Annotated in this window: 24 protein-coding genes and 1 pseudogene; 19 read left to right on the top strand and 6 right to left on the bottom strand. The window is 71.1% G+C overall.

The window, feature by feature from the left end; all coding sequences use genetic code 11:
- Positions 1-9: 9 nt before the first annotated feature.
- Complete coding sequence (leuA, locus tag ACFYOJ_RS18785; RefSeq protein WP_356556701.1) at positions 10-1,731, bottom strand: 2-isopropylmalate synthase; 1,722 nt, start codon at positions 1,729-1,731, stop codon at positions 10-12.
- A 349-nt stretch (positions 1,732-2,080) separates the two neighbouring features.
- Here leuA and ACFYOJ_RS18790 point away from each other — a divergent pair, with 349 nt between their 5' ends.
- The 17 genes from ACFYOJ_RS18790 to ACFYOJ_RS18870 all read left to right on the top strand — a co-directional run bounded on the left by ACFYOJ_RS18790 (position 2,081) and on the right by ACFYOJ_RS18870 (position 16,320).
- The gene (locus tag ACFYOJ_RS18790) at positions 2,081-3,151 is read left to right on the top strand and encodes a M4 family metallopeptidase (protein ID WP_356556700.1); all 1,071 of its coding nucleotides are present in this window, start codon (positions 2,081-2,083) and stop codon (positions 3,149-3,151) included.
- A 21-nt stretch (positions 3,152-3,172) separates the two neighbouring features.
- Positions 3,173-3,439, top strand: coding sequence for a protealysin inhibitor emfourin (locus ACFYOJ_RS18795; protein WP_356556699.1), 267 nt, complete (start codon positions 3,173-3,175; stop codon positions 3,437-3,439).
- 315 nt (positions 3,440-3,754) lie between these two features.
- Positions 3,755-4,834, top strand: a complete 1,080-nt coding sequence (locus ACFYOJ_RS18800) for a PhoH family protein (RefSeq protein WP_356556698.1) — start codon at positions 3,755-3,757, stop codon at positions 4,832-4,834.
- 12 nt (positions 4,835-4,846) lie between these two features.
- The gene (ybeY, locus tag ACFYOJ_RS18805; protein ID WP_356556697.1) at positions 4,847-5,344 is read left to right on the top strand and encodes an rRNA maturation RNase YbeY; all 498 of its coding nucleotides are present in this window, start codon (positions 4,847-4,849) and stop codon (positions 5,342-5,344) included.
- Positions 5,341-6,645 carry a hemolysin family protein gene (locus ACFYOJ_RS18810; protein WP_356556696.1) on the top strand — a complete coding sequence of 435 codons (1,305 nt, stop codon included), beginning with the start codon at positions 5,341-5,343 and terminating at the stop codon, positions 6,643-6,645. Before ybeY ends, ACFYOJ_RS18810 begins: the two co-directional genes overlap by 4 nt.
- Entirely contained in the window at positions 6,642-7,013 is a 372-nt protein-coding gene (locus tag ACFYOJ_RS18815) for an MmcQ/YjbR family DNA-binding protein (RefSeq protein ID WP_356556695.1), read from the top strand. Before ACFYOJ_RS18810 ends, ACFYOJ_RS18815 begins: the two co-directional genes overlap by 4 nt.
- Before the next feature lie 85 nt (positions 7,014-7,098).
- Entirely contained in the window at positions 7,099-7,452 is a 354-nt protein-coding gene (locus ACFYOJ_RS18820) for a cytidine deaminase (protein ID WP_356556694.1), read from the top strand.
- Positions 7,453-8,155: 703 nt separating this feature from the next.
- Positions 8,156-9,262, top strand: coding sequence for an ATP-binding protein (locus ACFYOJ_RS18825; RefSeq protein WP_356556693.1), 1,107 nt, complete (start codon positions 8,156-8,158; stop codon positions 9,260-9,262).
- Positions 9,263-9,279: 17 nt separating this feature from the next.
- On the top strand, positions 9,280-10,104 hold the full coding sequence (locus ACFYOJ_RS18830) for a roadblock/LC7 domain-containing protein (protein ID WP_356556746.1): 825 nt from the start codon (positions 9,280-9,282) through the stop codon (positions 10,102-10,104).
- Positions 10,097-10,480, top strand: coding sequence for a DUF742 domain-containing protein (locus ACFYOJ_RS18835; RefSeq protein ID WP_356556692.1), 384 nt, complete (start codon positions 10,097-10,099; stop codon positions 10,478-10,480). Before ACFYOJ_RS18830 ends, ACFYOJ_RS18835 begins: the two co-directional genes overlap by 8 nt.
- Before the next feature lie 71 nt (positions 10,481-10,551).
- A complete protein-coding gene (locus tag ACFYOJ_RS18840) occupies positions 10,552-11,082 on the top strand; it encodes an ATP/GTP-binding protein (protein WP_388597333.1) in 531 nt (176 codons plus the stop codon).
- 10 nt (positions 11,083-11,092) lie between these two features.
- Complete coding sequence (locus ACFYOJ_RS18845) at positions 11,093-12,454, top strand: cytochrome P450 (RefSeq protein ID WP_356556691.1); 1,362 nt, start codon at positions 11,093-11,095, stop codon at positions 12,452-12,454.
- Positions 12,455-12,546: 92 nt separating this feature from the next.
- Positions 12,547-13,797 (top strand): cytochrome P450, encoded by a 1,251-nt coding sequence (locus ACFYOJ_RS18850; protein WP_356556690.1) that lies wholly within the window; start codon positions 12,547-12,549, stop codon positions 13,795-13,797.
- Complete coding sequence (locus ACFYOJ_RS18855; RefSeq protein ID WP_356556689.1) at positions 13,794-14,600, top strand: enoyl-CoA hydratase/isomerase family protein; 807 nt, start codon at positions 13,794-13,796, stop codon at positions 14,598-14,600. The genes ACFYOJ_RS18850 and ACFYOJ_RS18855 overlap by 4 nt, the downstream gene beginning before the upstream one ends.
- Positions 14,601-14,922: 322 nt before the next feature.
- Positions 14,923-15,255, top strand: a complete 333-nt coding sequence (locus ACFYOJ_RS18860; RefSeq protein ID WP_356556688.1) for a hypothetical protein — start codon at positions 14,923-14,925, stop codon at positions 15,253-15,255.
- Between the two features lie 293 nt (positions 15,256-15,548).
- Entirely contained in the window at positions 15,549-15,827 is a 279-nt protein-coding gene (locus ACFYOJ_RS18865) for a hypothetical protein (protein WP_356556687.1), read from the top strand.
- Positions 15,828-15,867: 40 nt separating this feature from the next.
- Positions 15,868-16,320 (top strand): IS3 family transposase, encoded by a 453-nt coding sequence (locus ACFYOJ_RS18870; RefSeq protein ID WP_356556686.1) that lies wholly within the window; start codon positions 15,868-15,870, stop codon positions 16,318-16,320.
- A 78-nt stretch (positions 16,321-16,398) separates the two neighbouring features.
- Here ACFYOJ_RS18870 and ACFYOJ_RS18875 read toward each other — a convergent pair whose 3' ends face one another.
- Positions 16,399-16,659: a hypothetical protein gene (locus ACFYOJ_RS18875; protein WP_356556685.1), complete on the bottom strand. Its 261-nt coding sequence runs from the start codon at positions 16,657-16,659 to the stop codon at positions 16,399-16,401.
- Positions 16,659-18,741 (bottom strand): annotated as a pseudogene (locus ACFYOJ_RS18880) (polymorphic toxin-type HINT domain-containing protein); the annotation flags it as partial. The pseudogene ACFYOJ_RS18880 and the gene ACFYOJ_RS18875, both read right to left, overlap by 1 nt.
- A gap of 154 nt (positions 18,742-18,895) precedes the next feature.
- Between ACFYOJ_RS18880 and era the strand changes: the two are divergent.
- Positions 18,896-19,849, top strand: a complete 954-nt coding sequence (gene era, locus ACFYOJ_RS18885) for a GTPase Era (protein ID WP_356556684.1) — start codon at positions 18,896-18,898, stop codon at positions 19,847-19,849.
- Between the two features lie 46 nt (positions 19,850-19,895).
- Here era and ACFYOJ_RS18890 read toward each other — a convergent pair whose 3' ends face one another.
- Complete coding sequence (locus ACFYOJ_RS18890) at positions 19,896-21,080, bottom strand: PfkB family carbohydrate kinase (RefSeq protein WP_356556683.1); 1,185 nt, start codon at positions 21,078-21,080, stop codon at positions 19,896-19,898.
- A 427-nt stretch (positions 21,081-21,507) separates the two neighbouring features.
- Between ACFYOJ_RS18890 and ACFYOJ_RS18895 the strand changes: the two genes are divergently transcribed.
- Positions 21,508-22,851 carry an MFS transporter gene (locus tag ACFYOJ_RS18895; RefSeq protein WP_356556682.1) on the top strand — a complete coding sequence of 448 codons (1,344 nt, stop codon included), beginning with the start codon at positions 21,508-21,510 and terminating at the stop codon, positions 22,849-22,851.
- Between the two features lie 37 nt (positions 22,852-22,888).
- Here the strand turns inward: ACFYOJ_RS18895 and ACFYOJ_RS18900 are convergent, their stop codons facing one another.
- Complete coding sequence (locus tag ACFYOJ_RS18900) at positions 22,889-23,887, bottom strand: adenosine deaminase (protein WP_356556681.1); 999 nt, start codon at positions 23,885-23,887, stop codon at positions 22,889-22,891.
- A gap of 20 nt (positions 23,888-23,907) precedes the next feature.
- Complete coding sequence (locus ACFYOJ_RS18905) at positions 23,908-24,813, bottom strand: ribonuclease Z (RefSeq protein WP_356556680.1); 906 nt, start codon at positions 24,811-24,813, stop codon at positions 23,908-23,910.
- Between the last annotated feature and the right edge of the window lie 3 nt (positions 24,814-24,816).

Here is a 24,816-nt window from a genome sequence, read left to right on the forward strand (position 1 = left end):
TTCGGCTGGTCAGCGGGTGGCGCGGTTGACGGCGGAGACGACCGCCTTCAGCGAGGCGCGCGTCGTGTTCGCGTCGATTCCGATGCCCCACAGGACCTTGTCGCCGATGGCGCACTCGATGTACGAGGCGGCCTGCGCGGAGGCGCCCTCGCTCATCGTGTGCTCCTGGTAGTCCAGCAGGCGTACGTCGATGCCGATGCCCTGCAGGGCGTGGAAGAACGCCGAGATCGGGCCGTTGCCGGTGCCGACCAGGGTGGTCTCCTCGCCGTCGACGGTGGCCTCGACGGTGAGGGTGTCGACGCCGTCGCGGTCGGTCGTGGTCTGGCCGTTGGCGACCTGGATGCGGCCCCAGGGGTTGTCCGGGTTGGGCAGGTACTCGTCCTGGAAGACCTCCCAGATGGCGGCGGGCGTGATCTCGCCGCCCTCGGCGTCCGTCTTGGCCTGGATGATCTTCGAGAACTCGATCTGCATCCGGCGCGGCAGGTCCAGCTTGTGGTCGTTCTTCAGGACGTAGGCGATGCCGCCCTTGCCGGACTGGGAGTTGACGCGGATGACCGCCTCGTAGGAGCGGCCGACGTCCTTCGGGTCGATCGGCAGGTAGGGGACGGCCCACTCGATGTCGTCGACGGTGACGCCCTTGGCCTTCGCGTCGGCCTCCATGGCGTCGAAGCCCTTCTTGATGGCGTCCTGGTGGGAGCCGGAGAAGGACGTGTAGACCAGGTCGCCCACGTACGGGTGGCGCGGGTGGACCTCCATCTGGTTGCAGTACTCCCAGGTGCGGCGGATCTCGTCGATGTCGGAGAAGTCGATCTGCGGGTCGACGCCCTGGGAGAACAGGTTCATGCCCAGGGTGACCAGGTCGACGTTGCCGGTGCGCTCGCCCTGGCCGAACAGGCAGCCCTCGACGCGGTCGGCGCCGGCCATGACGGCCAGTTCGGCCGCGGCGACGGCGGTGCCGCGGTCGTTGTGCGGGTGGGCGGAGAGGCAGACGTACTCGCGGCGGGACAGGTTGCGGTGCATCCACTCGAAGCGGTCCGCGTGCGTGGACGGCGTCGAACGCTCCACGGTGGCGGGCAGGTTGAGGATGATCTCGCGGCCGGGTCCGGGCTGGTAGGTGTCCATCACCGCCTCGCAGACCTCCAGGGCGAAGTCCAGCTCGGTGTCGGTGAAGATCTCGGGGCTGTACTGGTAGCCGAACTCGGTCTCGGGGCCCAGCAGTTTCTCGGCGTACTCCATGACCAGCCGGGTGCCGTCGACGGCGATCTGCTTGATGTCGTCCCTGGAGCCGCGGAAGACGACGCGGCGGAAGACGGGGGCGGTGGCGTTGTACAGGTGGACGGTGGCCCGCCGGGCGCCCTTCAGGGACTCCACCGTGCGCTCGATCAGGTCCTCGCGGGCCTGGGTCAGCACGGAGATGGTGACGTCGTCCGGGATGGCGTCCGGGTCCTCGACGATGGAGCGTACGAAGTCGTAGTCGGTCTGGCCGGAGGCCGGGAAGCCGACCTCGATCTCCTTGTAGCCCATCTTGACCAGCAGGTCGAACATCGCGCGCTTGCGGGCGGGCGACATGGGGTCGATCAGCGCCTGGTTGCCGTCGCGCAGGTCGGTGGAGAGCCAGCGGGGGGCGGCGGTGATGCGCCGGTCGGGCCAGGTGCGGTCGGGGATGTCGACCTGCTCGTAGCCTCGGTACTTGGCGGTCGGCATGGGGCTGGGCTGCTGGCGGTTGGCCATGATGGCGTGAGCTCCTCGTGATGTCCGCGGTGGCACGGTCTCCGCGACGTCCGCGTGTCCGGAAGGACGGCCGACGGCACCACCAAGCTCCGCGGGGAGGGAGTCGGCCTCTACAGGCCCTCGCCGCGGCAGCTAAGGAGAAGCAGCCCGAAACGCATGATGCCCAGCACCTTAGCCGAGCCACGCCGGTCACGCGGGTCCGTTTCAGTATGCGGGACCACGGAGGGAACCGGGACAAAAAGCGGCGTATACCACTCCTCGCCGGTCACCGGGCCTTTCCGGGGACGCGTTTCACCGATCCTGGTTACAACTAGTGACAATTCCGTTACATACTGCGATGGTTGCAGGCGTGGCGACCACCAAAGGCTTCGAGCCCGTCTTCTGCACCATCGTTCCGCCCCACGTCCTCGACCGGCTCGCCCAGCACGAGGATCCCGTGCTCGCCGGGCCCGCGCGCCGCACGCTGCAGCGCGACGCCTTCGAGCGCACCCGGCGCGGCCTGACCGCCGTCACCGGCGCCCCCGCGGCGGCCCCGCGCGCCGGTGCCGAGGCCGGCAAGCCGCACCGCACGGTCTTCGACGCGCAGAACGGCACCGACCTGCCCGGCCACAAGGTGCGCGGCGAGGGTGAGGAACCCGGCCAGGACGCGACGGTCAACCGCGCCTACGCGGGGCTCGGCGCCACCTTCGAGCTGTTCCTGAAGGCGTACGCGCGCGACTCCATCGACGGTGCCGGACTGCCGCTGGACGCGACCGTGCACTACGACCGCGAGTACAGCAACGCCTTCTGGGACGGCCGGCAGATGGTCTTCGGCGACGGGGACGGGGAGATCTTCCTCGACTTCACCATCCCCGTCGACGTCATCGGTCACGAACTGGCCCACGGCGTCACCCAGTACACCGCCAACCTGACCTACTACGGCCAGCCCGGCGCCCTCAACGAGTCGGTGTCCGACGTCTTCGGCGCCCTCATCAAGCAGTACTCGCTCGGCCAGACCGCCTCCGAGGCCGACTGGCTGATCGGCGCCGGGCTGCTCGCCCCGCGCGTGACGGGGGTGGCGCTGCGCTCGATGAAGGCCCCGGGCACGGCGTACGACGACGACGTGCTCGGCAAGGACCCGCAGCCCGCGACGATGGACGACTACGTGCGCACCGGCCGTGACAACGGCGGCGTGCACATCAACTCCGGCATCCCCAACCACGCCTTCTACCTCACCGCCACGGAGCTGGGCGGCCACGCCTGGGAGCGGGCGGGCCAGATCTGGTACGACGTGCTGACGGGGGGCGAGCTGCGTCAGGACGCGTCGTTCACGGACTTCGCGACGCTGACGGTGAAGGCCGCCCGGGAGCGCTACGGCGACGCGGACGAACTGGACGCGGTGCGCAAGGGCTGGGAACAGGTCGGGGTGCGCACGCGGTAGTTCCGTACTAGACACGGTCCCATGCGGATTCAGGTGAGGCGCACAGGAGGTTTCGCGGGCATCGAACGCCACGCGGAGGTCGACACCGCGGGACGCCCCGACGCGGACGAGTGGCACGCCCTGGCCGAGCGGGCGGTCGCCGAAGGGCGGGGAGCGCCGCCGGTGGGGGTGCCGGACGGGTTCAGCTACCAGATCACCGTGGACGGCAGGACGGTGTACGCGGCCGACCCCCGGCTGACGGACGAGCAGCGCCGGCTGATCTCGCGGGTGCTGAAGGAGGGGGCGTGACGCCGACGAGGCGTGGGGGCGTCGGCCTCCTGGGGGGATGAGGGACGGGTGTGAGGGGCGCGGGTGATCCGCGCATCGCGGAACCGGCCCGGGGGGGGGCGGCCCCGGCGACCGGGGCCGCCCCCACCCGTTTCGCCGGGCACGTCCGCGCCCCGCGCCGGGGATTCCCGGCCGGGTTGCGGCCGCTCCCGGAGGCCGGTCGTACAAAAGCTCTGGGTGCTGTCGGCGGGGAGTCGTACGCTGGAGACAGCAGACTCACCCGTCACGCGGCGTTCCAGCCGCAGAGGAGGACGTGCAGGCCTCGAGCGCCGGCCCATGACTCAGACACCCTCAGCTCACACCCCCGCGCAGGGGCAGGCGAGAGCACAGTTCACCGTCCCCGCCCAGCACCCCATGGTGACCGTTCTGGGATCCGGCGACTCCCTCCTGCGCGTGATCGAGACGGCCTTCCCGGCGGCCGACATCCATGTCCGGGGAAACGAGATCAGCGCGGTGGGCGACGCCCATGAGGTCGCCATGATCCAGCGCGTGTTCGACGAGATGATGCTGGTGCTGCGCACGGGGCAGCCGATGACGGAGGACGCAGTGGAACGCTCGATCGCCATGCTCAAGGCGAGCGAGAACGGGGAGAGCGACGGCCAGGAGACCCCGGCCCAGGTGCTCACGCAGAACATCCTGTCCTCGCGCGGCCGCACGATCCGCCCCAAGACGCTGAACCAGAAGCGGTACGTGGACGCGATCGACAAGCACACCATCGTCTTCGGCATCGGCCCCGCGGGCACCGGCAAGACCTACCTGGCGATGGCCAAGGCGGTGCAGGCCCTGCAGTCCAAGCAGGTCAACCGCATCATCCTGACCCGCCCGGCGGTCGAGGCCGGCGAGCGTCTCGGCTTCCTGCCCGGCACGCTCTACGAGAAGATCGACCCGTATCTGCGCCCGCTGTACGACGCGCTGCACGACATGCTCGACCCGGACTCGATCCCGCGGCTGATGGCGGCCGGGACGATCGAGGTCGCGCCGCTGGCGTACATGCGCGGCCGGACCCTCAACGACGCCTTCATCATCCTGGACGAGGCCCAGAACACGAGCCCCGAGCAGATGAAGATGTTCCTGACCCGGCTCGGCTTCGACTCGAAGATCGTGATCACGGGTGACGTCACGCAGGTCGACCTGCCCGGCGGCACGAAGTCGGGTCTGCGGCAGGTGCAGGACATCCTGGAGGACGTCGAGGACGTCCACTTCTCCCGGCTGACGTCCCACGACGTCGTCCGGCACAAGCTGGTGGGCCGTATCGTCGACGCGTACGAGCAGTACGACAGCAGGAACGGCACCGAGAACGGCGGCCACAACGGCGGCCGGACACCGAGAAGCGGTGCCAAGGCCAAGGGGAAGTAGACCAGCGCGACCATGTCGATCGACGTCAACAACGAGTCCGGAACCGAGGTCGACGAGCAGGCGATCCTCGACATCGCCCGCTACGCGCTCGCGCGGATGCGCATCCACCCGCTCTCCGAGCTCTCGGTGATCGTCGTGGACGCCGACGCCATGGAGCAGCTCCACATCCAGTGGATGGACCTGCCCGGTCCGACGGACGTCATGTCCTTCCCGATGGACGAGCTGCGTCCGCCGTCGAAGGACGAGGAAGAGCCGCCGCAGGGGCTGCTCGGCGACATCGTGCTCTGCCCGGAGGTCGCCGAGCGGCAGGGCAGGGAGGCGCCGACGCGGCACTCCATGGACGAGGAGCTCCAGCTGCTCACCGTCCACGGGGTGCTGCACCTGCTCGGCTACGACCACGAGGAGCCCGACGAGAAGGCCGAGATGTTCGGTCTGCAGGCCGCCATCGTGGACGGCTGGCGTGCGGAGAAGGGCCTGACCGGCCCGTCCCCGGCCCCGACCGTCTCATGAGCCTCCCCCTCGTCGCCGGCGCCGTCGCCCTGGTCGTCGTCGCCTGGCTCGCCGCGTGCGCGGAGGCCGGCCTGGCCCGGGTGTCCAGCTTCCGCGCCGAGGAGGCGGTGCGCTCGGGGCGGCGCGGCAGCGCCCGGCTGGCCAAGGTCGCCGCCGACCCGACGCGCTATCTCAACGTGGCGCTGCTGGTCCGCGTCGCCTGCGAGATGGCCGCCGCCGCGCTGGTCACCTACGCCTGCCTGAAGGAGTTCGACGGCACCGGCGAGGCGCTGGTGATCGCCATCGCGGTGATGGTGCTGGTGTCGTACGTGGCCGTCGGGGTGTCCCCGCGCACCATCGGCCGCCAGCACCCGCTGAACACGGCGACGGCGGCGGCGTACGTGCTGGTGCCGCTGGACCGGGTGATGGGCCCGATCCCGTCGCTGCTGATCCTCCTCGGCAACGCGCTCACCCCCGGCAAGGGCTTCCGCCGCGGCCCCTTCGCCTCCGAGGCGGAGCTGCGGGCGCTGGTCGACCTCGCCGAGAAGGAGTCGCTGATCGAGGCCGAGGAGCGCCGCATGGTGCACTCGGTGTTCGAGCTGGGCGACACCCTGGTGCGGGAGGTCATGGTGCCGCGCACCGACCTCGTCGTCATCGAGCGGTACAAGACCGTCCGCCAGGCCCTCACCCTCGCCCTGCGCTCCGGTTTCTCCCGCATACCGGTCACCGGTGACAGCGAGGACGACATCGTCGGCATCGTGTACCTGAAGGACCTGGTGCGCCGGACGCACATCAGCCGGGAGGCGGAGGGCGACCTGGTGTCCACGGCGATGCGCCCGGCGTTCTTCGTGCCCGACACCAAGAACGCCGGCGACCTGCTGCGCGAGATGCAGAAGGAGCACAACCACGTCGCCGTCGTCATCGACGAGTACGGCGGCACGGCCGGCATCGTCACCATCGAGGACGTCCTCGAGGAGATCGTCGGCGAGATCACCGACGAGTACGACCGTGAGCTGCCGCCCGTGGAGGAGCTGGGCGAGGACCGCTACCGGGTCACCTCCCGGCTGGACATCGGCGACCTCGGCGAGCTGTACGGGCTGGAGGAGTTCGACGACGAGGACGTGGAGACCGTCGGCGGGCTGCTGGCGAAGGCGCTCGGCCGGGTGCCGATCGCCGGGGCCACCTCGGTCGTCGAGCTGCCCGACGGGCGCGGGCTGCGGCTGACCGCGGAGGCCGCCGCGGGCCGCCGGAACAAGATCGTGACGGTGCTGGTGGAGCCGGTGGCCCCGGCCGGGTCCGCCGAGGAGGGCGCGTCCGCATGACACCCGGGGAGCTGCGCGACTTCTGCCTGTCCTTCGAGGCCGCGGTGGAGGACTTCCCCTTCGGCCCGGAGATCTCGGTCTTCAAGGTGCTGGGCAAGATGTTCGCGCTGTCCTTCCCGGACGCGCGCCCGCTCACCGTCAACCTGAAGTGCGACCCGGACGACGCGGTCCGGCTGCGCGGCGAGCACCCGGGTCTGATCGTCCCCGGGTGGCACATGAACAAGCGGCACTGGAACACGGTGACCGTGGACGGCGGTCCGGCGGGCGCGCTCCCGGACCGCCTCGTCCGGGAGCTGATCGAGGACTCGTACGACCTCGTCGTCGCCGGCCTGCCCCGCGCGGAGCGGCTCCGCCTCGACCGGCCCTGACCGCGCCGCCCGGCGCTGTCGCGGAGGCGGCGGGGAGGCACCCGGCGCCGGGGCCGGCGGCGTGGTGCCTCCGTATGCTCTGTCCATGACCGACATCACCGACCTCGGCCCCGAGGACCGCAAGATCGTCACCCTGGCCCGCTCGGCCCGCGCCCGCAACGGCGTCCCCGAGGGTGCCGCCGTACGCGACGAGACCGGCCGCACGTACGTCGCCGGGACCGTCGACCTGGACTCCCTGAAGCTCAGCGCCCTGCGCACGGCCGTGGCGATGGCGGTGGCCTCCGGGGCGAAGTCGCTGGAGGCGGCGGCGGTGGTGACGGAGGCGGAGTCGGTGCCGGCCGAGGACCTGGCGGCGGTCCGGGATCTCGGCGGCCCCGCGACCCCGGTACTGGTGGCCGGTGCGGACGGCACCGTCCGGGAGACGGTCACCGCGGGCTGAGACCGCGACGGGCACCGGACTGCGGAGCCCTCCGCCCCGGACGGCCGGAAGAGCACGTCGGCAGATCCTCGGGGCCGGCGGCGAAGTCCCGCCCCCGCAGCGCCGCTTGTCCCCACCCGGTCCGGGTGGGGACAAGCGGCGCTGTGGTCTGTCCGGATCCAGCCACCGGGTCGCAAAAGCATCGTTCGGAGCGCGTTCTGATGAGAGTTTCCCGTCCTCTCCATGAAATTCTGTGTGTCATATGCGAGGCGAGTTGCCCAACAGGCCCTTTCGAGCCAGGAGATGACCGAAACCCGTCACAACATTCCTGCCCGTCCGGCGCGTTGCCGCCTTTTTGGGCATAGAGGGCGCCGCCCTTGCAAGGCGGCGCGCGGTGATAGCCTTCCGGCGTTCACGACCGTGATCCACTCGGCTAGGGCCTGCCGCCCGGGGCGGGTCGCAGGAGACCCCGGGGCCTGCCCGTGCGCCGGGGCCCGCGTCTGCGGCGCGATCCGGACGACGGACCCTAGGTGCTGAGGAGAGGTCGGCCTGTGCATCGCGCGACAGCGGTGATGCAGCTCCCAGCGGATGTGACACGGATTCCCCGGGCCTGTCCGCCGATGACTGCATGCCACGCGCCGGGAAGGTTTCCATGAATCAAGACGTGCTCATATGGTGCCTGGTTGCGACAGCGGTCATTGCCGCCGGCGCGGCCGCAGTACTGATGATCCGCAGCAGAGCCCTGCACGCGCGCAAGCGCCGGGTGGAGGCGGAACTCGCCGAGGTCACCCGGCAACTGGGCGAGGCCCGGGGCAGCCTGGCCCGCAGCGAGGCCGAACTGCGGCGGGTCCTCGCCCATCAGGACACCGCCATCCGCGAGGCCGAGCGGACGGCCGAGGAGAACACCAAGGTGGTGCTGAAGGGCGCCGCCCGCCTGCTGCAGAGCCTCACGGCCGAGGCCACCATGATCCTGGAGGGCATCCAGCAGAAGTACGGCGGGCACCCCGTCCTCGCCGACCTGCTGGAGGTCCACCACGCCAACGCCCAGATGGCCCGCAAGTCGCAGGGCATCGCGGTCATGTGCGGCGCCCCGCTGGGCCGCCGCACCCAGCCGGCCAGCGTCTACGACGTCGTCCGCAGCGCCCAGGGCCAGATCCGCAACTACTCGCGGGTCACGGTCATGCAGCACAACGGCATGGCGCTGAAGGCGTCCGCGGTGGCACCCGTCGCCCTGGCCGTCGCCGAACTGCTGGACAACGCCGCCAGTTTCTCCCAGGCGGACGCACCGATCGAGGTGACCTTCCAGCAGGTCCAGAAGAACCTGTGCATCATCATCGACGACGCCGGCGTCAGCATGAGCGACGAGGAGCGCCAGAGGGCGACCGCGCTGCTGTCCGGTGACACCCCGCCCCAGCTGTCCCAGCTCGGCACCCAGCCCAAGTTCGGCTTCCCGGTGATCGGCCTGATCGCACGTCAGTACGGATTCAAGGTCGATGTCACCGGGGTCTCCCGCTACGGCGGTGTCCGGGCCGTCGTCCTGCTGCCCGAGGAGCTGTGGACCATGGAGGAGATCACCCCGCCGCCCGCCGAGGAGGCCCCCGTCCGCAGGATCCGGCGTATCGAGGACCACGAGGAGGCCGCCGCGCGGACGGCGCACGGCCTGCCCAAGCGCGGGGCCCGCCAGGCACCGGTGGAGAGCGTCCAGCCCGCCGAGAGCGGTCCGCTCACCCCCATCAGGGCACCCCGTCGCGGCCTGGGCGGCCTCCAGCGCGGCACGCTCCGCGGCCGGAACCTCGCCGCACCGACGCCCGAAGGGTCTGAAGAGCCGTGAACACTGACATGTCGTGGATGGTCCGGGACATCGTGGACAACGTGCCGGGAGCACGGCACGCCGTGGTGCTGTCCGCCGACGGCATCCCCCGCGGCGCCACCGAGGGCCTGGCCGAGAAGGACGTGCGGACCATCTCCGCCGCCATGTCCGGTATGCAGGCGCTGTCCAAGGCCACCGCCCACTTCGCCGGTCCCGGGGCCGGACGGCGGTGGAACCAGACCGTCGTGGAGTTCACGGAGGGCTGGGCCTTCCTGATCGGCGCGGGGCAGGGCGCCTACCTGGCCGCCGCCGCCGAGCCCGACGTCGACCTCCAGCAGATCTCCTTCCGTATGCACCGTCTCGTCGCCCGGCTGGGCGAGAACCTCACGGCGCCGCCCAGGGTGAACGGCGAGTACGCCGAGGAGGACACGGACGACGCGTCGGCGCCGCCGGCGGGAACCGCCCCCGCGGGCTTCGTCCTGCCGGAACTGGACAAGGTGATCGCCGAGGTGCCCGGCGCCCGGCACGCGGTGCTGCTGGGGTCGCACGGTCTGCCGCGCGGCGCCTCCTCCGGCATGGGTCAGGACCTCGCCGACACCATCTCGGCGGCCATGACGGGCATCCACGCCTACAGCCGGGCGACCGCCCGGTTCGTGGGCGACCCGGACTTCGAGTGGCGGCAGACGGTCATCGAGTTCGCGCACGGGTGGATCTTCCTGATCGCGGCCGGCGACGGTGCCTTCCTGGCCGCCTCCGCCGCGCCCGACTGCGACATCGACCACTTCACCACGCGCCTGGCGGAAACCGTGCCCGCGCTGACCACGGGCGCGGGCACCTACGCGGAGAGGCGGGGCGATGTCTGAGGAACCCGACGAGGGACCGGAGCTGACCGGGTCGTTAGTACCCCTGTTCGTGATCACCGAGGGGCGTGCGCTGCCCCCGGACCACGAGTACGACCACACCACCCTGGTGACCGCCCAGAACGCCCCGGCCATCGCGACCCGCACGCTCTCCCCGGAGGCGCGCAAGGTCACCGACCTGGTCGCGGACGGTTTTCTGTCGCTGGCGGAGGTGTCGGCCCACACCCGTCTGCCGCTGGGCATCGTGCGCATCCTGGTGGCCCAGCTGGACAACGACGGTCTGCTCCTCGTGAGGAAGCCCGTTCCGCGCGCCGAACGGGTCGACCGCGAGCTGCTCAGCGCGGTGCTGGACGGCCTGAGAAACCAATTCGGAGCGTGACCTTCGTGAACCTGCAACCCGGTGCCGTCTCCCACGCGCCCGAGTATCTGAACCCGGATGTCTCCCACTCGGTGAAGGTGCTCGTGGTGGGCCACTTCGGAGTCGGCAAGACCACCTACATCGGCAGCATCTCCGAGATCGAGCCGCTGCACACCGAGGAGACGATCACCGAGGCCAGCGAGGGCTTCGACGATCTGTCGGGGCTGCCCGACAAGACCACCACCACGGTGGCGATGGACTTCGGCCGGCGCACGCTCAGCAACACGCTCGTCCTCTATCTCTTCGGTACGCCCGGCCAGGAGCGTTTCAAGGAGATGTGGGAGGCGCTGTCCCGGGGCGCGCTGGGCGCGCTGGTCATCGTCGACCCCTCCCGGCTGGACCAGAGCTTCGCGGTCCTCGACCTGGTGGAGCGGTTCGGTCTGCCGTACGCCATCGCGGTCAACCGCTTCGACAGCACCGCCGCCTACCCGCTCGACGAGGTGCGCGAGGCGCTCAACCTCCTCGCGGACACGCCGGTCGTGGAGTGCGACGTCCGCGACAGCCAGTCGTCGGCGAAGGCGCTCATCGCCCTCGTGGAACACCTCATGACCCATTTCGGCTAGGAGCCACGGCATGCAGCAGTCCAACACCCCCCATGAAATACCCCCCGGCTGCCCCGCACACGGAAACATCGAGCTGTTCGGCAACGAGTTCGGCTCCGATCCCGAGCGCCACTACGACCTCCTGCGGTCGATGGGTCCCAGCGCGCCCGTCGACATCGCGCCGGGGGTCCAGGTCGAGCTGGTCACCGGCTACGACGAGGCCCTGTACTTCCTGCAGAACCCGGCGTGGTTCGTGCGGGACGCCCGCCGCTGGAACGCGCTGAACGAGGGCCGGGTGCCCGAGGACAGCCCGGCGCTGCCGATGATGGGCTACCGCCCCAACGCGCTGTTCAGCGACGGCGCGGCCCACGCCCGGCTGCGGCGGGCGGTCACCGACAGTCTGGCCACCATCGACGAGCTGCAGTTCGTCCGGCAGACCCAGCAGTCCGCCGACTACCTGATCAGCCGTTTCGACACGCAGCCGCTCGGCCAGGCGGACCTGATGGCCGACTACGCCCAGCCGCTCCCGCTGCTCGTCTTCAGCGAGCTGTTCGGCTGCCCGCCCGAGCTGGGCGACCGGGTCGTCGTCGGCATCAGCGGCATCTTCGACGGCACCCCCGGCGCCGACGAGGTGCTGGGCGGCGCCCTCACCGAGCTGATCGCCCTCAAGCACCGCCGGCCCGGCGACGACCTGACGACCCGTCTGATGCAGCACTCCGCCGAGCTGACGGACGAGGAGGTCCTGCACCAGCTCGTCACGCTGCTCTCGGGCGGCACGGCGCCCCTGACGGCCGCCATCGGCACCAGCAGCGCGCTCTATCTCAGCGAGGAGTGGCGGTCGGGCCTGCCCGTGGAGGACGCGGTGGTCCAGACGCTGTGGGACTACGCGCCGATCGCCAACTACGCCGGGCACTACCCGACGCAGGACGTGGAGCTGGCGGGCCGGACGCTGCGGGCCGGCGATCCGGTCCTGATCTCGTTCGCGGCGGCCAACACCGACCCGAAGCTGAAGCGCCACCGCGAGCAGCTCAGCAAGGCGCACCTGGCCTTCGGCGCGGGGCCGCACGCCTGTCCCGCCAAGGACCCGGCGTTCCAGATGACGGTCACCGCCGTCGAGGCCCTGCTCAACCGGCTGCCCGACGTCGAACTGCGGGTCCCCTTCCCGGAGCTGCCCTGGGTCCCGGCGCCGTGGAGCCGCGCCCTGGTGACCCTCCCGGTCCGGTTCACCCCGCACGCGGCGCCCGCCGCCCCCGAACCGCCCCGCACCGAGGAGCGGACCGACGCGGCGTCCCCGCAGACCGCCGTACCGACGCCCCGGCCCGCGGCTTCCGCCGCGCCGCAGCGCAAAACCGGCCTTTTCAGCAGCTTCGTCGCGTGGATCAAGGGCGAGTGACGTAAGTCTCGCGTGTGGCCACTGAGTTGTTGGATGTTGCATTCAACTTACGGGTACGTATGGCGGCTTCTGCTGTGAAAGGAGCTCTCTCCATGGGAAATGCGACCACTCTCGCCCCCGACCGCCGCGCCACGGTCAGTCTCTTCTCCCGTCTGCGTACGGCGCGGGGACAGGCCGACCCCTTCCCCCTCTACGCCGAGATGCGGTCGATGGGTGAGGTCGGTCCGGCGCCGTGGGGCGGTTTCCTCGTCACCGGGTACGACCTCTGCGCCGGGGTGCTGCGCAGCGGCGACTGGCTGGAGCCGGACCAGGCGTGGCGGACCCGGCAGGGGCCCCGTACCCGGTGGAACGCCTTTGCGGCGCGGGAGATCGGCCACACGCTGCCCGCGCTCAACGCGCCCGAGCACACCCGGGTGCGCCGGGCGGCAGGTTCCTTCGACCGCTCCACCATCCAGGACCTGGGCCGGACGGTGAGCGGGATCGTGGACGGCCTGCTCGACTCCCTCGCCGAACGGCTGCACGACGGTGAGGCCGACTTCGCCGCACTGGTCAGCGAGCGGCTGCCGGTCGCCACCGTCGGCAACTGGCTCGGGCTGCCGTCCGGGGACTGGCCGCGGCTGTGCGAGCTGACGCACGAGCAGGTCTTCACCCAGGAGCTGCTGCCGTCCGCCAGCCAGCTCGCCCGCTCCGACGAGGCCATGGCGGAACTGCGGACGTACTTCCTGGACCTGATACGCCACCGGCGTACCCACCGGGGCGACGACCCCGTGTCCCGGTGGATAGACACCTGGGACGCGATGGAGCCGGACCGGGAACGGGCCGACGAAGGCGTCTACTTCCTGGCCCTGTTCGTCCTGCTCGCGGCCCTGGAGACCACCTCCACCCTGCTCTCCACGACGACCCTGCTGCTGGTCGAGAGACCCGAGTGGTGGGACCGGCTCACCGCACACCCCGACCTGGTCCCCGCCTTCGTTGAAGAAACGTTGCGCTACGACCCTCCCACCCATGTGATCAGCCGGGTCGCCGGCAAGGACCTGACCCTGGGCGGCTTCGACGTGGCGGCGGACGAGATGGTCCACCTCATGGTCGGCGCCGCCCACCGCGACCCCGCCAAGTACCCCGACCCCGAGCGGTTCGACCCCGGCCGCGGCTCCCTCCAGCACCTCGCCTTCAGCGCGGGCGCCCACTACTGCCTCGGCGCCCCCCTCGCCCGCCTGGAGGCCCAGATCCTCCTGAGCAGCCTCGTCACCCGTCTCCCCCGCCTCACCCTCGTACGGCGTCCGCCGATGGCGCCCCGCGTGGTGTTCCGCCGCCCCCTGAGCCTGGACGTCTCCTTCGCATGAGCACTCACCTCGACGGCGTGTCCGCCCTCGCCCCCATGACCGGCTTCAAGGCCGTGCACGTCACGCAGGACGGGCCCGTCCTGCGGGTCCTGCTCGACCCCGACGGCACGGACCCGACACTGAGCACCGCGGTCGTCGACGACCTCATCGCCCTGCTCGACGCCCTGCGCGACCGGCCCGACGTCCGCGTCCTCGTCCTCGCCTCCGCCGGTGCGGACTTCTGCACCGGGGCCGACCGCACGGAGTACCTCGCCGCGCTCTCCGACGACCCCGGCGGCCCGGCCGGGCTGCGGCGGCTGCTGGACAAGGCGCAGCGGCTGTGCCGGGCCCTGGAGGAGTCCCACGCCGTGACCGTCGCCCGGCTGCACGGCAAGGTCATCGGCGCCGGACTGGCCCTCGCCGCCTACTGCGACCTGCGGGCCGGCGCGGACACCTGCCGGTTCCGGATGCCGGAGGTGGGGCTCGGACTGCCGCCGGCCTGGGGCGGGGCGATGGGCCGGCTGGTCTCCGAGGCGGGCGTCGCGCGCATCCGTGAACTGATGCTGACCTGCGAGGTCTTCGACGCCCCGACGGCCCACCGGCTCGGGCTGCTGCACAGGGTCGCCCCCCTCGCCGAACTGGACCGGGTCGTCGACGGCTGGACCAGGGCACTGGCACGGCGCGCCCCGGAGGCGCTGGTGCTGACCAAGCGCATGCTGACCGGCTACGCGCGTGCGGACCGCACCGCGGACACCGCGCTGCTCGACGCGCACCTGCTCAGCTCGCACCTCGGCACGACGGCCGCGCACCGCCCGGCGGTCTGACCCCGGTCCCGTCACGCGGAGGGGCTCGCGGCGGGCAGGGGCCTTCCCGTCACGCGGCGGTCTGCCGCGTGACGGGGGCCTCACGCCCTCCGCGACCGGCCAGGACTCGCTCGTCCCGGAGCCGACCCCGATGAAGGCCGGCGGCAACGCCACCGCCCTCCCCCCGGCGACAGCCCGGAAGCTCTAACTCCGCTACGACTCGCGCGATCTGCCGACGCTTCGGGTGACCAAGGGCCGTCCCGCGAACGCCGGCCGGGTTGCACCCGGATGAGCGCGGGATATCCGTGAGACTCCTGCGCAGCGGCTGTGACAGCCTGCTGGCATGCCATGGGAACTGCGAGAACACGCAGGCCGTCACTACGCCGTCCTGTTCCACTACGCCTTGTCCGACGATGCCTGGGCCGTGGAACTGAGCGAGGCCCGGCCTGCGCCGGCCGGCTCCGGCGCCGCGGTGACCCACCTTCCCGGCTCTCCTTGCCTGGTGGCGCTTGTCCCGGACGAGGACCCGAATCTGGAACCGACCGTCCGCGTCTACAGCCCTGACGAACGCGTGGTGCCCTACGAGATCATGCGCTGGTTCATGGAAGAGGTGGCCGACCAGGTTGAACGCTGTCGCACAGCGTTCGAACAGGGAGAACCCGAAGCAGCGGAATGATCATGCAGTGACGTTTTCTTAACGGTGATCATTTCCAGATTCCGTCGAGGACGATGGCAGCGCGGGCGATGTCTCCGATCCGGTCGGGACTGAGGGTGACGTGCTGCAGAGTGCGCCGGCGTTGCTTGAGCTCGGGGGCGGCGCGTCAGTACACATCCGTGAAGCTCACCACACGCCTGGTACGGGCGGGAATCGAAGCATCCATGGGCTCCGTCGGGGACTCGTACGACTGTCAGTCTCTTCGTACCGGATCCCGCAAGGATCGGGTAGCCCCGGCCGCGACGGTCTGACTCTTGCTTACGACCGACCCCACGGGTGTCCTGGCGTTGATCTGTCGACCGTCCGGCCGGGCACGCAGCAACCGCGGCGGCCACCGGCAGCTGAACGCCGCGATCTACCGCACCGTCATCGTCCGCATGCGGTTCCACCAGCCTACGATCGACTACGTCGCCCGCCGCACCGCCGAAGGCAAGACGAAACGCGAGATCATCCGCTGCCTCAAGCGCTACGTCATCCGCGAGGTCTACCACCTGATTCGACCTGCTCCACAGACGCCCCCCACAACGAGTTGACAGCTATAGGAGCGTCAATGCCCTCGCGGAGAACCTCTGGATGCTCATCAAGACCGAGGGTCTCCGCGGCCGCACCTTCGCCACCCGGGCCGAGGCGAACCTCGCGCTCTTCGAGTACGTCGACAGGTTCTACAACAGCCGGCGCATCCAGAAACACCTCGGCCACCTCAGCCCCGTCGAGTTCGAGGAGCAGCACTACGCCGAGCAGGCAGCGGCCGAACGAGCAAACCTGAAACCCCGCCAAACCCGCCCTGAACAGCTGATCAGCCGCTCCCGCGCAACGGGGAACCTCAGCCGCCCTTGCTGTGCGAAGAGCCGCCCCGACCGACAACACCAGTTAAAGATCAGTACGGACGAACCGCCGAGCCGATCAACGGCCGACCACGCAAAACGCCCGACCGGGAAACCCCAGCCGAGCGCCTGCATAAACTGCTCGCGACCCGATCAACACGACCACGTGTTGCGACGATCCCTAGAATCCACCCTCGCCTGACGGGGCTCCAACTTTGCTACCGCTGTTCAGCGTGAGAGTTGCGGGATCTGGCAGAGAGGTTACACCTCACCTCACGGATCAGCCTTCATAGAGAAGGCCAATGGCTTCCGGAAGCTCCAGAATTGCCCTCTGACGCTCCGGATTTTCTTCCATTTCGGCGCATTCAAGGATCAGAGAAGTAACTTCCCGACGCCCCTCTTCCGAGAGATCACGAAACAGAGCGGCAACAGGCTCAAGAATGTCCGTTGCAACGTCCGGATCAATGTCTTCATCATCCGTCAAATCGATCGAGACGACAACGCTCACGAGTGCGCGAACCAGAATCTTATTGACACTCATCAGGGAACAACCTTAACTCGTATGTTGGTGATCAGAAGGCTGCCGAGAACCTTCCGAGCCCGCACCGCCTCGGCTGCAGTGGGAACTTCCCATCGGCCTGTGTAACCGTTCTGCTCAAGCGCTAGGGATTGATTCATGGCTTGCCGGTATGTCTTGTTGAAGGTCGTGACGCTCACCTTTCGGTCGATCATCACTCCATTGGCAGCATCAAACCCATCGAACTTGATCTGCGACAGGCTCTTCCCGCCAGCCTTGTAATACTGCAGCGCCGGAGCCACGCCGGCTCTGGAACCCGCCGCTCCCGCATCATAAGCCCGCGCCGTGGAACTCATGTTGGCGTTCTCATTGACCCAATGAACATCGCCGTCGCAGTTATGAACGAGGACCGATGTTGCCCCCGCCAGCACGTAGTACGTGTGGATGTCGCTGACGGTCAGGTTGTGGGACTTCGTGCCGGGGCTGGTCCAGCGTTCGATCGCGGTGATCTGGATGTGGGTGCCGGCGCTGGTGCGGAGCCACTGGCCGGGCTTCAGGTCGGTGGCATCGATCCACTCGCCGAGTTCGGGGACCCAGAAGGGGTGGCCGTCGGTCGCGGTGACCTCGGCACTCTGCGTGCCCTTCTTGCCGTCGGTGTCGATGGTGACCTTGACGAAGTGCTTGAGGCCCTCGCCCCTGATCTCGGCGGTGACCGTCTCGATCCGGGTCTCGCCGGTCTCCGGGTCGGTGGCGACGACCTTGTCGCCGGCCTTCACCTGCTCGATCGGCTTGGCGGTGCCATCGGCCATGAGCACCTTGGTGCCCGGAACGAAACTGTTGCACGACCCGCCGTCCTCAGTCTCACGCGGCCCGCCCTCCTCGGCCTTGCCCGAGCCGCCGCTGCCGCTGCTGCCGCCCTTGCTGCGGGAGGAGCCGCCCGAGTCGCCGCCGGGCTTGGAAGCCGCCTTCTTGCCGCCTCCGGAGGACTTGCTGACCGACGACACCTTCGGCGCCGCCTTGGCCTGGGCCTGCTTCTGGACCGGATTGCCGGTCTTCTTGGCCTGGGCCGCCGCCTTGTCGGCGGTTCTCTTCGCGTCTTCCGCCGCCTTCTTCTTGGCGCGCTGCGCGGCCTCCTTCTTCGCCTTCTCGATCGCCGCCTTCTTCGCCTTGCGGAAGGCCTGGATCGCCTCGATGGTGCGGTCGACGGCCCGGAGGATCTTCGGGATCTTGTGCGCCTTGAACCACGGGATCGCCCCGACGACCATGTCCGCGCAGGACCACATGTCACCGCCGAAGCAGGACTCGGCGTCGCTGATGCCGATGAAGTCCTTCAGCGTGCTCCACGCCGCGCCCAGGATCACCGAGGTCAGCGACTTGCCCATCGTGGCCTGCGCCTGCGCCACCTGCGCCGCCGACAATCCCGCGCCCGCCAGGGCCGCCGCCCGCTCGGAGGCGGTCAGGGAGATGGCCAGACCCGTCGGGTCGGACATCGTCACCGGGTTGTTGTGCGCGTACGAGTAGCCGTTGGACTGGAGGACGTCGTTCAGGTCCAGCACCGGGTCGGCGGACAGGAAGCGTCCGACCACCGGGTCGTACAGACGGGCGCCCAGCGGCTGGTAACCGGAGGAGTCGTCACGGGTGGCGCCCAGGACGCCGCCGCGCTGGACGGTGACCTCGGCCCCGCCCAGGTGGAGGGTGGCCTGCCTGCCCTTGATAGGTGAGCAGGCGGGCGCCGGCGGGGCCGTAGATGTGGCGGGTGTCGTTCTGCGCGTCCCACTGCTGCCCGGCCGAGCCGTCGCACTTCTGGATCTGGAGGGCCGGCCCGGCGGTGTTCGCGGCCGGTACGGCGCACCAGTTGTCGTAGACGGTCAGTGTGCCCCGGTCGGGGTCGGTCTGCGTCGCTCCGGGAGAGACCACGGAACGCCGGCTCTGCGCCGGGGTGGTGTTGCAGGTGTACAGCTGGACCGGCTGGCCGGGGGTCGTCAGGCCGCCCCTGAGGTCGATGCACTTGTCCGCCAGGCCCATGTACGGGGTCCTGCCGCCCGTGCCCTGGCCCTTGATCCGGTCGACCTGGCCGTCGTAGGTCCAGGTCAGCTCCTGCTTGTCGCTCAGGCCGGTGACCGTCGGAACCGAGGACAGCACAAAGACGATCGCCGTGCGGCACTGCCACCGGGACTCCGTGGTCCGGCGAGCGGCGGTCGTCGGTCCGTGGGCGGCGGCTGGTACGGCGGGGGTGCGGGGATCAGGGACAATGGGCGCCATGAGCGTTCGTACCCAGTCATCCGAAGAGCCGGCCGAGGCTGTCCACCGGGCCGGCTTCGCCTGCTTCGTGGGCCGTCCCAACGCCGGCAAGTCCACCCTCACGAACGCTCTGGTCGGGCAGAAGGTGGCGATCACCTCCAACCGCCCGCAGACCACCCGGCACACCGTGCGGGGCATCGTGCACCGTCCGGACGCCCAGCTGATCCTGGTGGACACCCCCGGGCTGCACAAGCCGCGCACGCTGCTGGGCGAGCGGCTGAACGACGTCGTGCGCACCACGTGGGCCGAGGTCGACGTGATCGGCTTCTGCCTGCCGGCGAACGAGAAGCTGGGCCCCGGCGACCGCTTCATCGCCAAGGAGCTGGCCGGGATCAGGAAGACCCCGAAGGTCGCGATCGTCACCAAGACCGACCTGGTGGACTCCAAGACGCTGGCCGAGCAGCTCATCGCGGTGGACCAGCTCGGCAAGGAGCTGGGCATCGCCTGGGCGGAGATCGTCCCGGTGTCGGCCACCGGCGACCAGCAGGTGGACCTGCTCGCCGACCTGCTGGTCCCGCTGCTGCCCGAGGGGCCCGCGCTCTACCCGGAGGGCGACCTCACCGACGAGCCCGAGCAGGTCATGGTCGCCGAGCTGATCCGCGAGGCCGCGCTGGAGGGGGTGCGCGACGAGCTGCCGCACTCCATCGCCGTGGTCGTGGAGGAGATGCTGCCGCGCGAGGACCGGCCCGCCGACAAGCCGCTCCTGGACATCCACGCCAACGTCTTCATCGAGCGCCCCAGCCAGAAGGGCATCATCATCGGCCCCAAGGGCAAGCGCCTGAAGGACGTCGGCATCAAGTCCCGCAAGCAGATCGAGGCCCTGCTCGGTACGCCGGTCTTCCTGGACCTGCATGTGAAGGTGGCCAAGGACTGGCAGCGCGACCCGAAGCAGCTGCGCCGGCTCGGTTTCTGACCTGACCTGGCCGGCCGTCCGGCCCCGGTCTCCCGGCGTCGGCCGGTCAGGCCGGGCGGCGGAAGCCGATGGTCGGTACCGCGCGGCGCAGCGGCCAGGCGTCCACCGGCTCGTCCGGCACCAGGTCGGCCAGGAACGCGTAGCGGCGCAGGGCCGCCGGGTCCTGCCCCGGGACCGACCGGACCTTGCGCCACCAGGCCGCGATCTCGGACCAGCCCGGCGCCGACAGGGAGCCGCCGAACTCCTGCACGGAGAGGGCGGCGGTCAGCCCGGCGAAGGCGAGGCGGTCGGCGAGCGGCCAGCCGGCCAGGGTGCCGGTGACGAAGCCGGCGACGAACACGTCCCCGGCGCCGGTCGGGTCCAGGGCCTCCACGGCGATGGCCGGTACCTCGGCGCTCTCCCCCGTGCGCCGGTCCACCGCGTACGCGCCCTCGGCGCCGAGGGTGACCACGGCGAGCGGCACGTGTGCGGTCAGGGCGTGGGCGGCGGCCCGGGGGCAGTCGGTGCCGGTGTAGCGCATGGCCTCCTCGGCGTTCGGCAGGAACGCCTCGCAGTACGCCAGGTCGGGCAGGCCGGCCAGGTCCCAGGCGCCGGTGTCGTCCCAGCCGACGTCGGCGAAGACACGGGTGCCCCGCCCGGCGGCCTCGGCGATCCAGGGGGCGGGGGCGCCGGGCGTGAGGGAGGCGACGGCGGCCCGCGCACGGGGCGGGCGGTCGGGGGAGGGTTCCTCGGGCGGCGGCTCGTGGCCGTGGGAGACCATCGTGCGCTCCCCCTCGTACGCCATGGAGACCGTGACCGGCGAGTGCCAGCCGGGCACGGTGCGCGAGGGGCTCAGGTCGATGCCCTCGCCCCGGGCGAGCGCGTCCCAGCAGTAGTCGCCGTAGTGGTCGTCGCCGAAGGCCGCGGCGAGCGAGGTGCGCAGGCCGAGGCGGGCCAGCGCGGTCGCCATGTTGGCCACGCCGCCCGGGCTCGATCCCATTCCGCGCGCCCAGGACTCGGTCCCGCGCACGGGGGCGGAGTCGAGGCCGGTGAAGATGAGGTCGAGGAAGACGGTGCCGGTGAGATACACGTCCCAGGGCGGGTCCTGCGGGGTGCGCAGGGCGGCCAGGGGATCGGTCCGCGGGCGGCGGTGCGGTCCCTCGTCCTGCGGGTGGTGGTGCGTTCTCTCGTCGGCGGACACGGCGGTCATGACGGTCACTTCGGACGCGGTGGACACGGTGGAGGCTGTCACGGTGCGCTCCCTGGCGTGGTGCGGATCAGGCCAGTGTGCACCATCGCGCCGACGGCCCGGCGGTGTCCGGTCCGGTCGTCGTCCGGCGCGGGACACGGCCGGCCGCCCGGCTCCGGGGCCCGGCTGACGCCGGATCACGAGGCGCGGACCGCCGCGGTGACGGGGGATCCGGACCGGGGCGGTGGCGGGGGATCCGGACCGGGGCGGAGGCGACGGTTCCGGCCGGGAGCGGAGGCGGTTCACCGCCGGCGACGCTCTCTGCTACCCGGCCTTCTCGAGCCCAAACATGAATGTGACCTAGATCACGGCGGGGTGCCTGTTTCGCCCCTCCCCGTGCTTGATACAAATTGCGCGCGCGTTCCGGTCAGTCGACGGTCGGCGCCCTCTCCCCCTTCTCTCGTCCCTTCCGCATGCCCTGGGAACGCCCGTGCTCGCCCCCCGCACCACCCCCTGGCCGCTCGTCGCCCTTTTCACGGCCGGCTATCTCCCCGCGTATCTGCTGCCCACCACCGTCGGCAGACTCGACACCGGCCTCCCGCTGACCGCCACGCAGGCGGGCGCCGTCGGCAGTGCCCTGCTGCTGAGTTCGGCGTCCGCCGGTTTCGTGCTCGCCTCGCGGCTGCAGCGGATCGGCTTCCGGTCCGCGGCCCGGCTCGGACTGGCGCTGGCCGTGCTCGGCTACGGCACCGCCGCGCTGGCCACCGTCGTCCCGCTGGTCGTCGCCGGCGCGGTCGTCGGCGGTTTCGGGACCGGTACGGCCACCACGGTCGCCGCCACCCGGATCGCCGCCGAACCGGACCCGCACCGGGCCTCCACCATGGGCCTGTTGAGCGTGTCCGCCCTCGCCGGCGCCGTGTATCTGACGGTGCCGCACCTCGGCCGGGCGCACGGTCTGCCGCTGGCCGCGATCGCGCTGACCGCCCTCGCCGTGTGGCCGGTGGCCGGGCGCCTGCCGGATGCCACGGCCGCCTCGCCGGCCACGCACGCGACGCGGGCCCCGCTCCCCCACCGCCGCTCGGGCCTGGTCCTCGCCGCCGCCGTGCTGTGCTGGTCCATGGCGCAGAACTCGCTGTGGGGCGTCAGCGGCCGGATCGGGCTGACGCAGGCCGGACTCGGCGACGCCGCCCTCGGGGTGGTCTTCGCCGTCGCCCTCGGCGCGGGCCTGGTCGGCGTGCTGGCGGCCGGCGCGCTCGGGTCCCGGCTGGGGCGTGCGACGCCCATCGGCGCGGGCACGGTGCTGATCGCCTGCTGCATCGCGCTGAGCGCCTCCGCGACGAGCCCCGTGACGTTCGCGACCGGGGAGATCGCCTGGAACACGGTGTACCCGGTGGTGCTGTCGTACCTGATCGGCCTCGCCGCCTCGCTCGACGCGCGCGGACGGTGGGCGGTGTTCGTCGGGTCGGCGTCCTCGCTCGGGACGGCGGCCGGGCCGCTGACCGGCAGCGTGCTGTCGGCGCAGGCCGGTTACCCGGGCATGGGCCTGGTCCTCGGCGCCGGGCTGTTCCTGGTCGCCGTGCCGATGACGGCCGTCGCCCTGCACACCGGTGGGCGTCCGCTGCTGCCCGGCGCGGTCCGCCGTCGCGGCGGCACCCCGGCCGCCCTGGTCGCCGCCGCCACCGGCACGCCCAGCGGCGCCGTGCCCGAGGTCGGTGCCGCCGAGCAGCCGGTCGTGGAGATCCCCGTGGACGTCGCCGCCGCGCCCGTGCGGGGCGACTACGGCACGGCGGGACCCCGGCAGGCCGCGACCGCACCGGGGTCCGGGACGGGCTGACCGGGGCGGGGCCCACGAGTCCCGCGGGTCTACGGTCCTACGCCGCCGGGAAGGCGTACGCCTCCACCTCGGCCAGATAACGCGCCCGCAGCTCCTCGTCGTCCTCCAGGAAGGAGGCGAGGAAGGAGTTGCGGGCCAGCTCACGCAGCCGCTCCTCGGTGAGGCCGAGGGCTGCGCGCACGGCGTCGAAGTTGTCGCCCGCGTAGCCGCCGAAGTAGGCCGGGTCGTCGGAGTTGACGGTGCACATCAGTCCGGCGCCGAGCATGGCGGGCAGCGGGTGGCCGGCGAGGGTGTCGACCGTGCGCAGCCGGACGTTGGACAGCGGGCACAGGGTCAGCGGGACGCGGTCGCGCACCAGCCGCTCGACCAGCGCCGGGTCCTCCATCGCGCGCAGACCGTGGTCGATCCGCTCGACGCCGAGCACGTCCAGGGCCTCGGTGACGTACTCCGGCGGGCCCTCCTCGCCCGCGTGGGCGACGCGGCGCAGCCCGAGGGCGGCGGCGGCCTCGTACACCTCGCGGAACTTGGCCGGCGGGTGGCCGACCTCGGCGGAGTCCAGGCCGACGCCGGTGATGCGGTCCAGGTACGGCTTCGCGGCGTCGAGGGTCTCAAGGGCCGACTCGGCGGACTCGTCGCGCAGGAAGCACAGGATGAGCCGGGTGGAGACGCCGTGGTTCTCCCGGCTGCGGCCCAGCGCCCGCCACAGGCCCTCCACCACGGTGCCCATCTCCACGCCGCGGGCGAGGTGGGCCTGCGGGTCGAAGAAGATCTCCGCGTGCCGTACGCCCTGGGCGGCGGCGCGGGCGAGGTAGGCGTTCGCGAGGTCCTCGAAGTCCCGCTCGGTGCGCAGGACGGCCATGAGCTCGTAGTACAGGTTCAGGAAGGACTGCAGGTCCTCGAAGCGGTACGCCTCGCGCAGGGCGTCGGTGTCCGCGTAGGGCAGGGACACACCGTTGCGGGCGGCCAGCGCGAAGGCCAGCTCCGGCTCCAGGGTGCCTTCGATATGGAGGTGCAGTTCAGCTTTGGGCAGGGGCATCAGAGCATGGTACGGCGGTTTCACCGACGTTTCGGAACCGGGACGCGGGTGAGGTCCCGGGCCACGGTCAGCTCGCCCTCGTATCCGGCGGCCCTCGCCTGCCGTTCGAACTCCTCCGGGTCGGAGTAGCGCTGGCTGAAGTGGGTCAGCACCAGGTGCCGCACCCCCGCGTCCCGGGCGGCCCGCGCGGCCTGGCCGGCGGTGAGGTGGCCGTGGTCGGTGGCGAGCGTCTCGTCCTCGTCGAGGAAGGTCGACTCGATGACCAGCAGGTCGCAGCCCTCGGCGAGCGCGTGCACGCCCTCGCACAGCCGGGTGTCCATGACGAACGCGAACCGCTGGCCGCGGCGGACCTCGCTGACCTCGTCCAGCGATACGCCGTCCAGCACGCCCTCGCGCTGGATGCGGCCCACGTCGGGGCCCTGGATGCCGTGCGCGGCGAGCCGCTCGGGCAGCATGCGGCGGCCGTCGGGCTCGGTGAGGCGGTAGCCGTACGACTCGACGGGGTGGGAGAGCCGGCGGGCCTCCAGCGTGTAGGCGGGGGTGACCGCGAGGGGGCCGTCGGCGTCGACGGGGGCCTCGGTGAGGGCGACCGTCTCGCGGTAGGCGGTGGCGTACCGCAGGCGGTCGAAGAAGCGCTGCCCGGAGCGCGGGTAGTGGGCGGTGACCTCGTGCGGGACCTGGTCGAGGTTGACGCGCTGGATGACGCCGGCGAGGCCGAGGCTGTGGTCGCCGTGGAAGTGGGTGACGCAGATCCGGTTCAGGTCGTGGGCGGCGACCCCGGCGCGCAGCATCTGGCGCTGCGTGCCCTCGCCGGGGTCGAACAGGATGCCCTCGCCGTCCCAGCGCAGCAGGTAGCCGTTGTGGTTGCGGTGCCGGGTCGGGACCTGGCTGGCGGTGCCGAGGACGACGAGTTCGCGTACGGACATCAG

It is taken from the genome of Streptomyces sp. NPDC006384, assembly GCF_042870695.1.
GTDB lineage: Bacteria > Actinomycetota > Actinomycetes > Streptomycetales > Streptomycetaceae > Streptomyces.

Excerpts from the sequence above, each read along its gene's own strand:
- leuA (WP_356556701.1), bottom strand. The coding sequence starts at position 1,731 with ATGGCCAACCGCCAGCAGCCCAGCCCCATGCCGACCGCCAAGTACCGA.
- ACFYOJ_RS18795 (WP_356556699.1), top strand. The coding sequence starts at position 3,173 with ATGCGGATTCAGGTGAGGCGCACAGGAGGTTTCGCGGGCATCGAACGC.
- ACFYOJ_RS18800 (WP_356556698.1), top strand. The coding sequence starts at position 3,755 with ATGACTCAGACACCCTCAGCTCACACCCCCGCGCAGGGGCAGGCGAGA.
- ybeY (WP_356556697.1), top strand. The coding sequence starts at position 4,847 with ATGTCGATCGACGTCAACAACGAGTCCGGAACCGAGGTCGACGAGCAG.
- ACFYOJ_RS18810 (WP_356556696.1), top strand. The coding sequence starts at position 5,341 with ATGAGCCTCCCCCTCGTCGCCGGCGCCGTCGCCCTGGTCGTCGTCGCC.
- ACFYOJ_RS18815 (WP_356556695.1), top strand. The coding sequence starts at position 6,642 with ATGACACCCGGGGAGCTGCGCGACTTCTGCCTGTCCTTCGAGGCCGCG.
- ACFYOJ_RS18820 (WP_356556694.1), top strand. The coding sequence starts at position 7,099 with ATGACCGACATCACCGACCTCGGCCCCGAGGACCGCAAGATCGTCACC.
- ACFYOJ_RS18825 (WP_356556693.1), top strand. The coding sequence starts at position 8,156 with ATGATCCGCAGCAGAGCCCTGCACGCGCGCAAGCGCCGGGTGGAGGCG.
- ACFYOJ_RS18830 (WP_356556746.1), top strand. The coding sequence starts at position 9,280 with ATGGTCCGGGACATCGTGGACAACGTGCCGGGAGCACGGCACGCCGTG.
- ACFYOJ_RS18835 (WP_356556692.1), top strand. The coding sequence starts at position 10,097 with ATGTCTGAGGAACCCGACGAGGGACCGGAGCTGACCGGGTCGTTAGTA.
- ACFYOJ_RS18845 (WP_356556691.1), top strand. The coding sequence starts at position 11,093 with ATGCAGCAGTCCAACACCCCCCATGAAATACCCCCCGGCTGCCCCGCA.
- ACFYOJ_RS18850 (WP_356556690.1), top strand. The coding sequence starts at position 12,547 with ATGGGAAATGCGACCACTCTCGCCCCCGACCGCCGCGCCACGGTCAGT.
- ACFYOJ_RS18855 (WP_356556689.1), top strand. The coding sequence starts at position 13,794 with ATGAGCACTCACCTCGACGGCGTGTCCGCCCTCGCCCCCATGACCGGC.
- ACFYOJ_RS18860 (WP_356556688.1), top strand. The coding sequence starts at position 14,923 with ATGCCATGGGAACTGCGAGAACACGCAGGCCGTCACTACGCCGTCCTG.
- ACFYOJ_RS18870 (WP_356556686.1), top strand. The coding sequence starts at position 15,868 with ATGCTCATCAAGACCGAGGGTCTCCGCGGCCGCACCTTCGCCACCCGG.
- ACFYOJ_RS18875 (WP_356556685.1), bottom strand. The coding sequence starts at position 16,659 with ATGAGTGTCAATAAGATTCTGGTTCGCGCACTCGTGAGCGTTGTCGTC.
- era (WP_356556684.1), top strand. The coding sequence starts at position 18,896 with ATGAGCGTTCGTACCCAGTCATCCGAAGAGCCGGCCGAGGCTGTCCAC.
- ACFYOJ_RS18900 (WP_356556681.1), bottom strand. The coding sequence starts at position 23,887 with ATGCCCCTGCCCAAAGCTGAACTGCACCTCCATATCGAAGGCACCCTG.
- ACFYOJ_RS18905 (WP_356556680.1), bottom strand. The coding sequence starts at position 24,813 with ATGTCCGTACGCGAACTCGTCGTCCTCGGCACCGCCAGCCAGGTCCCG.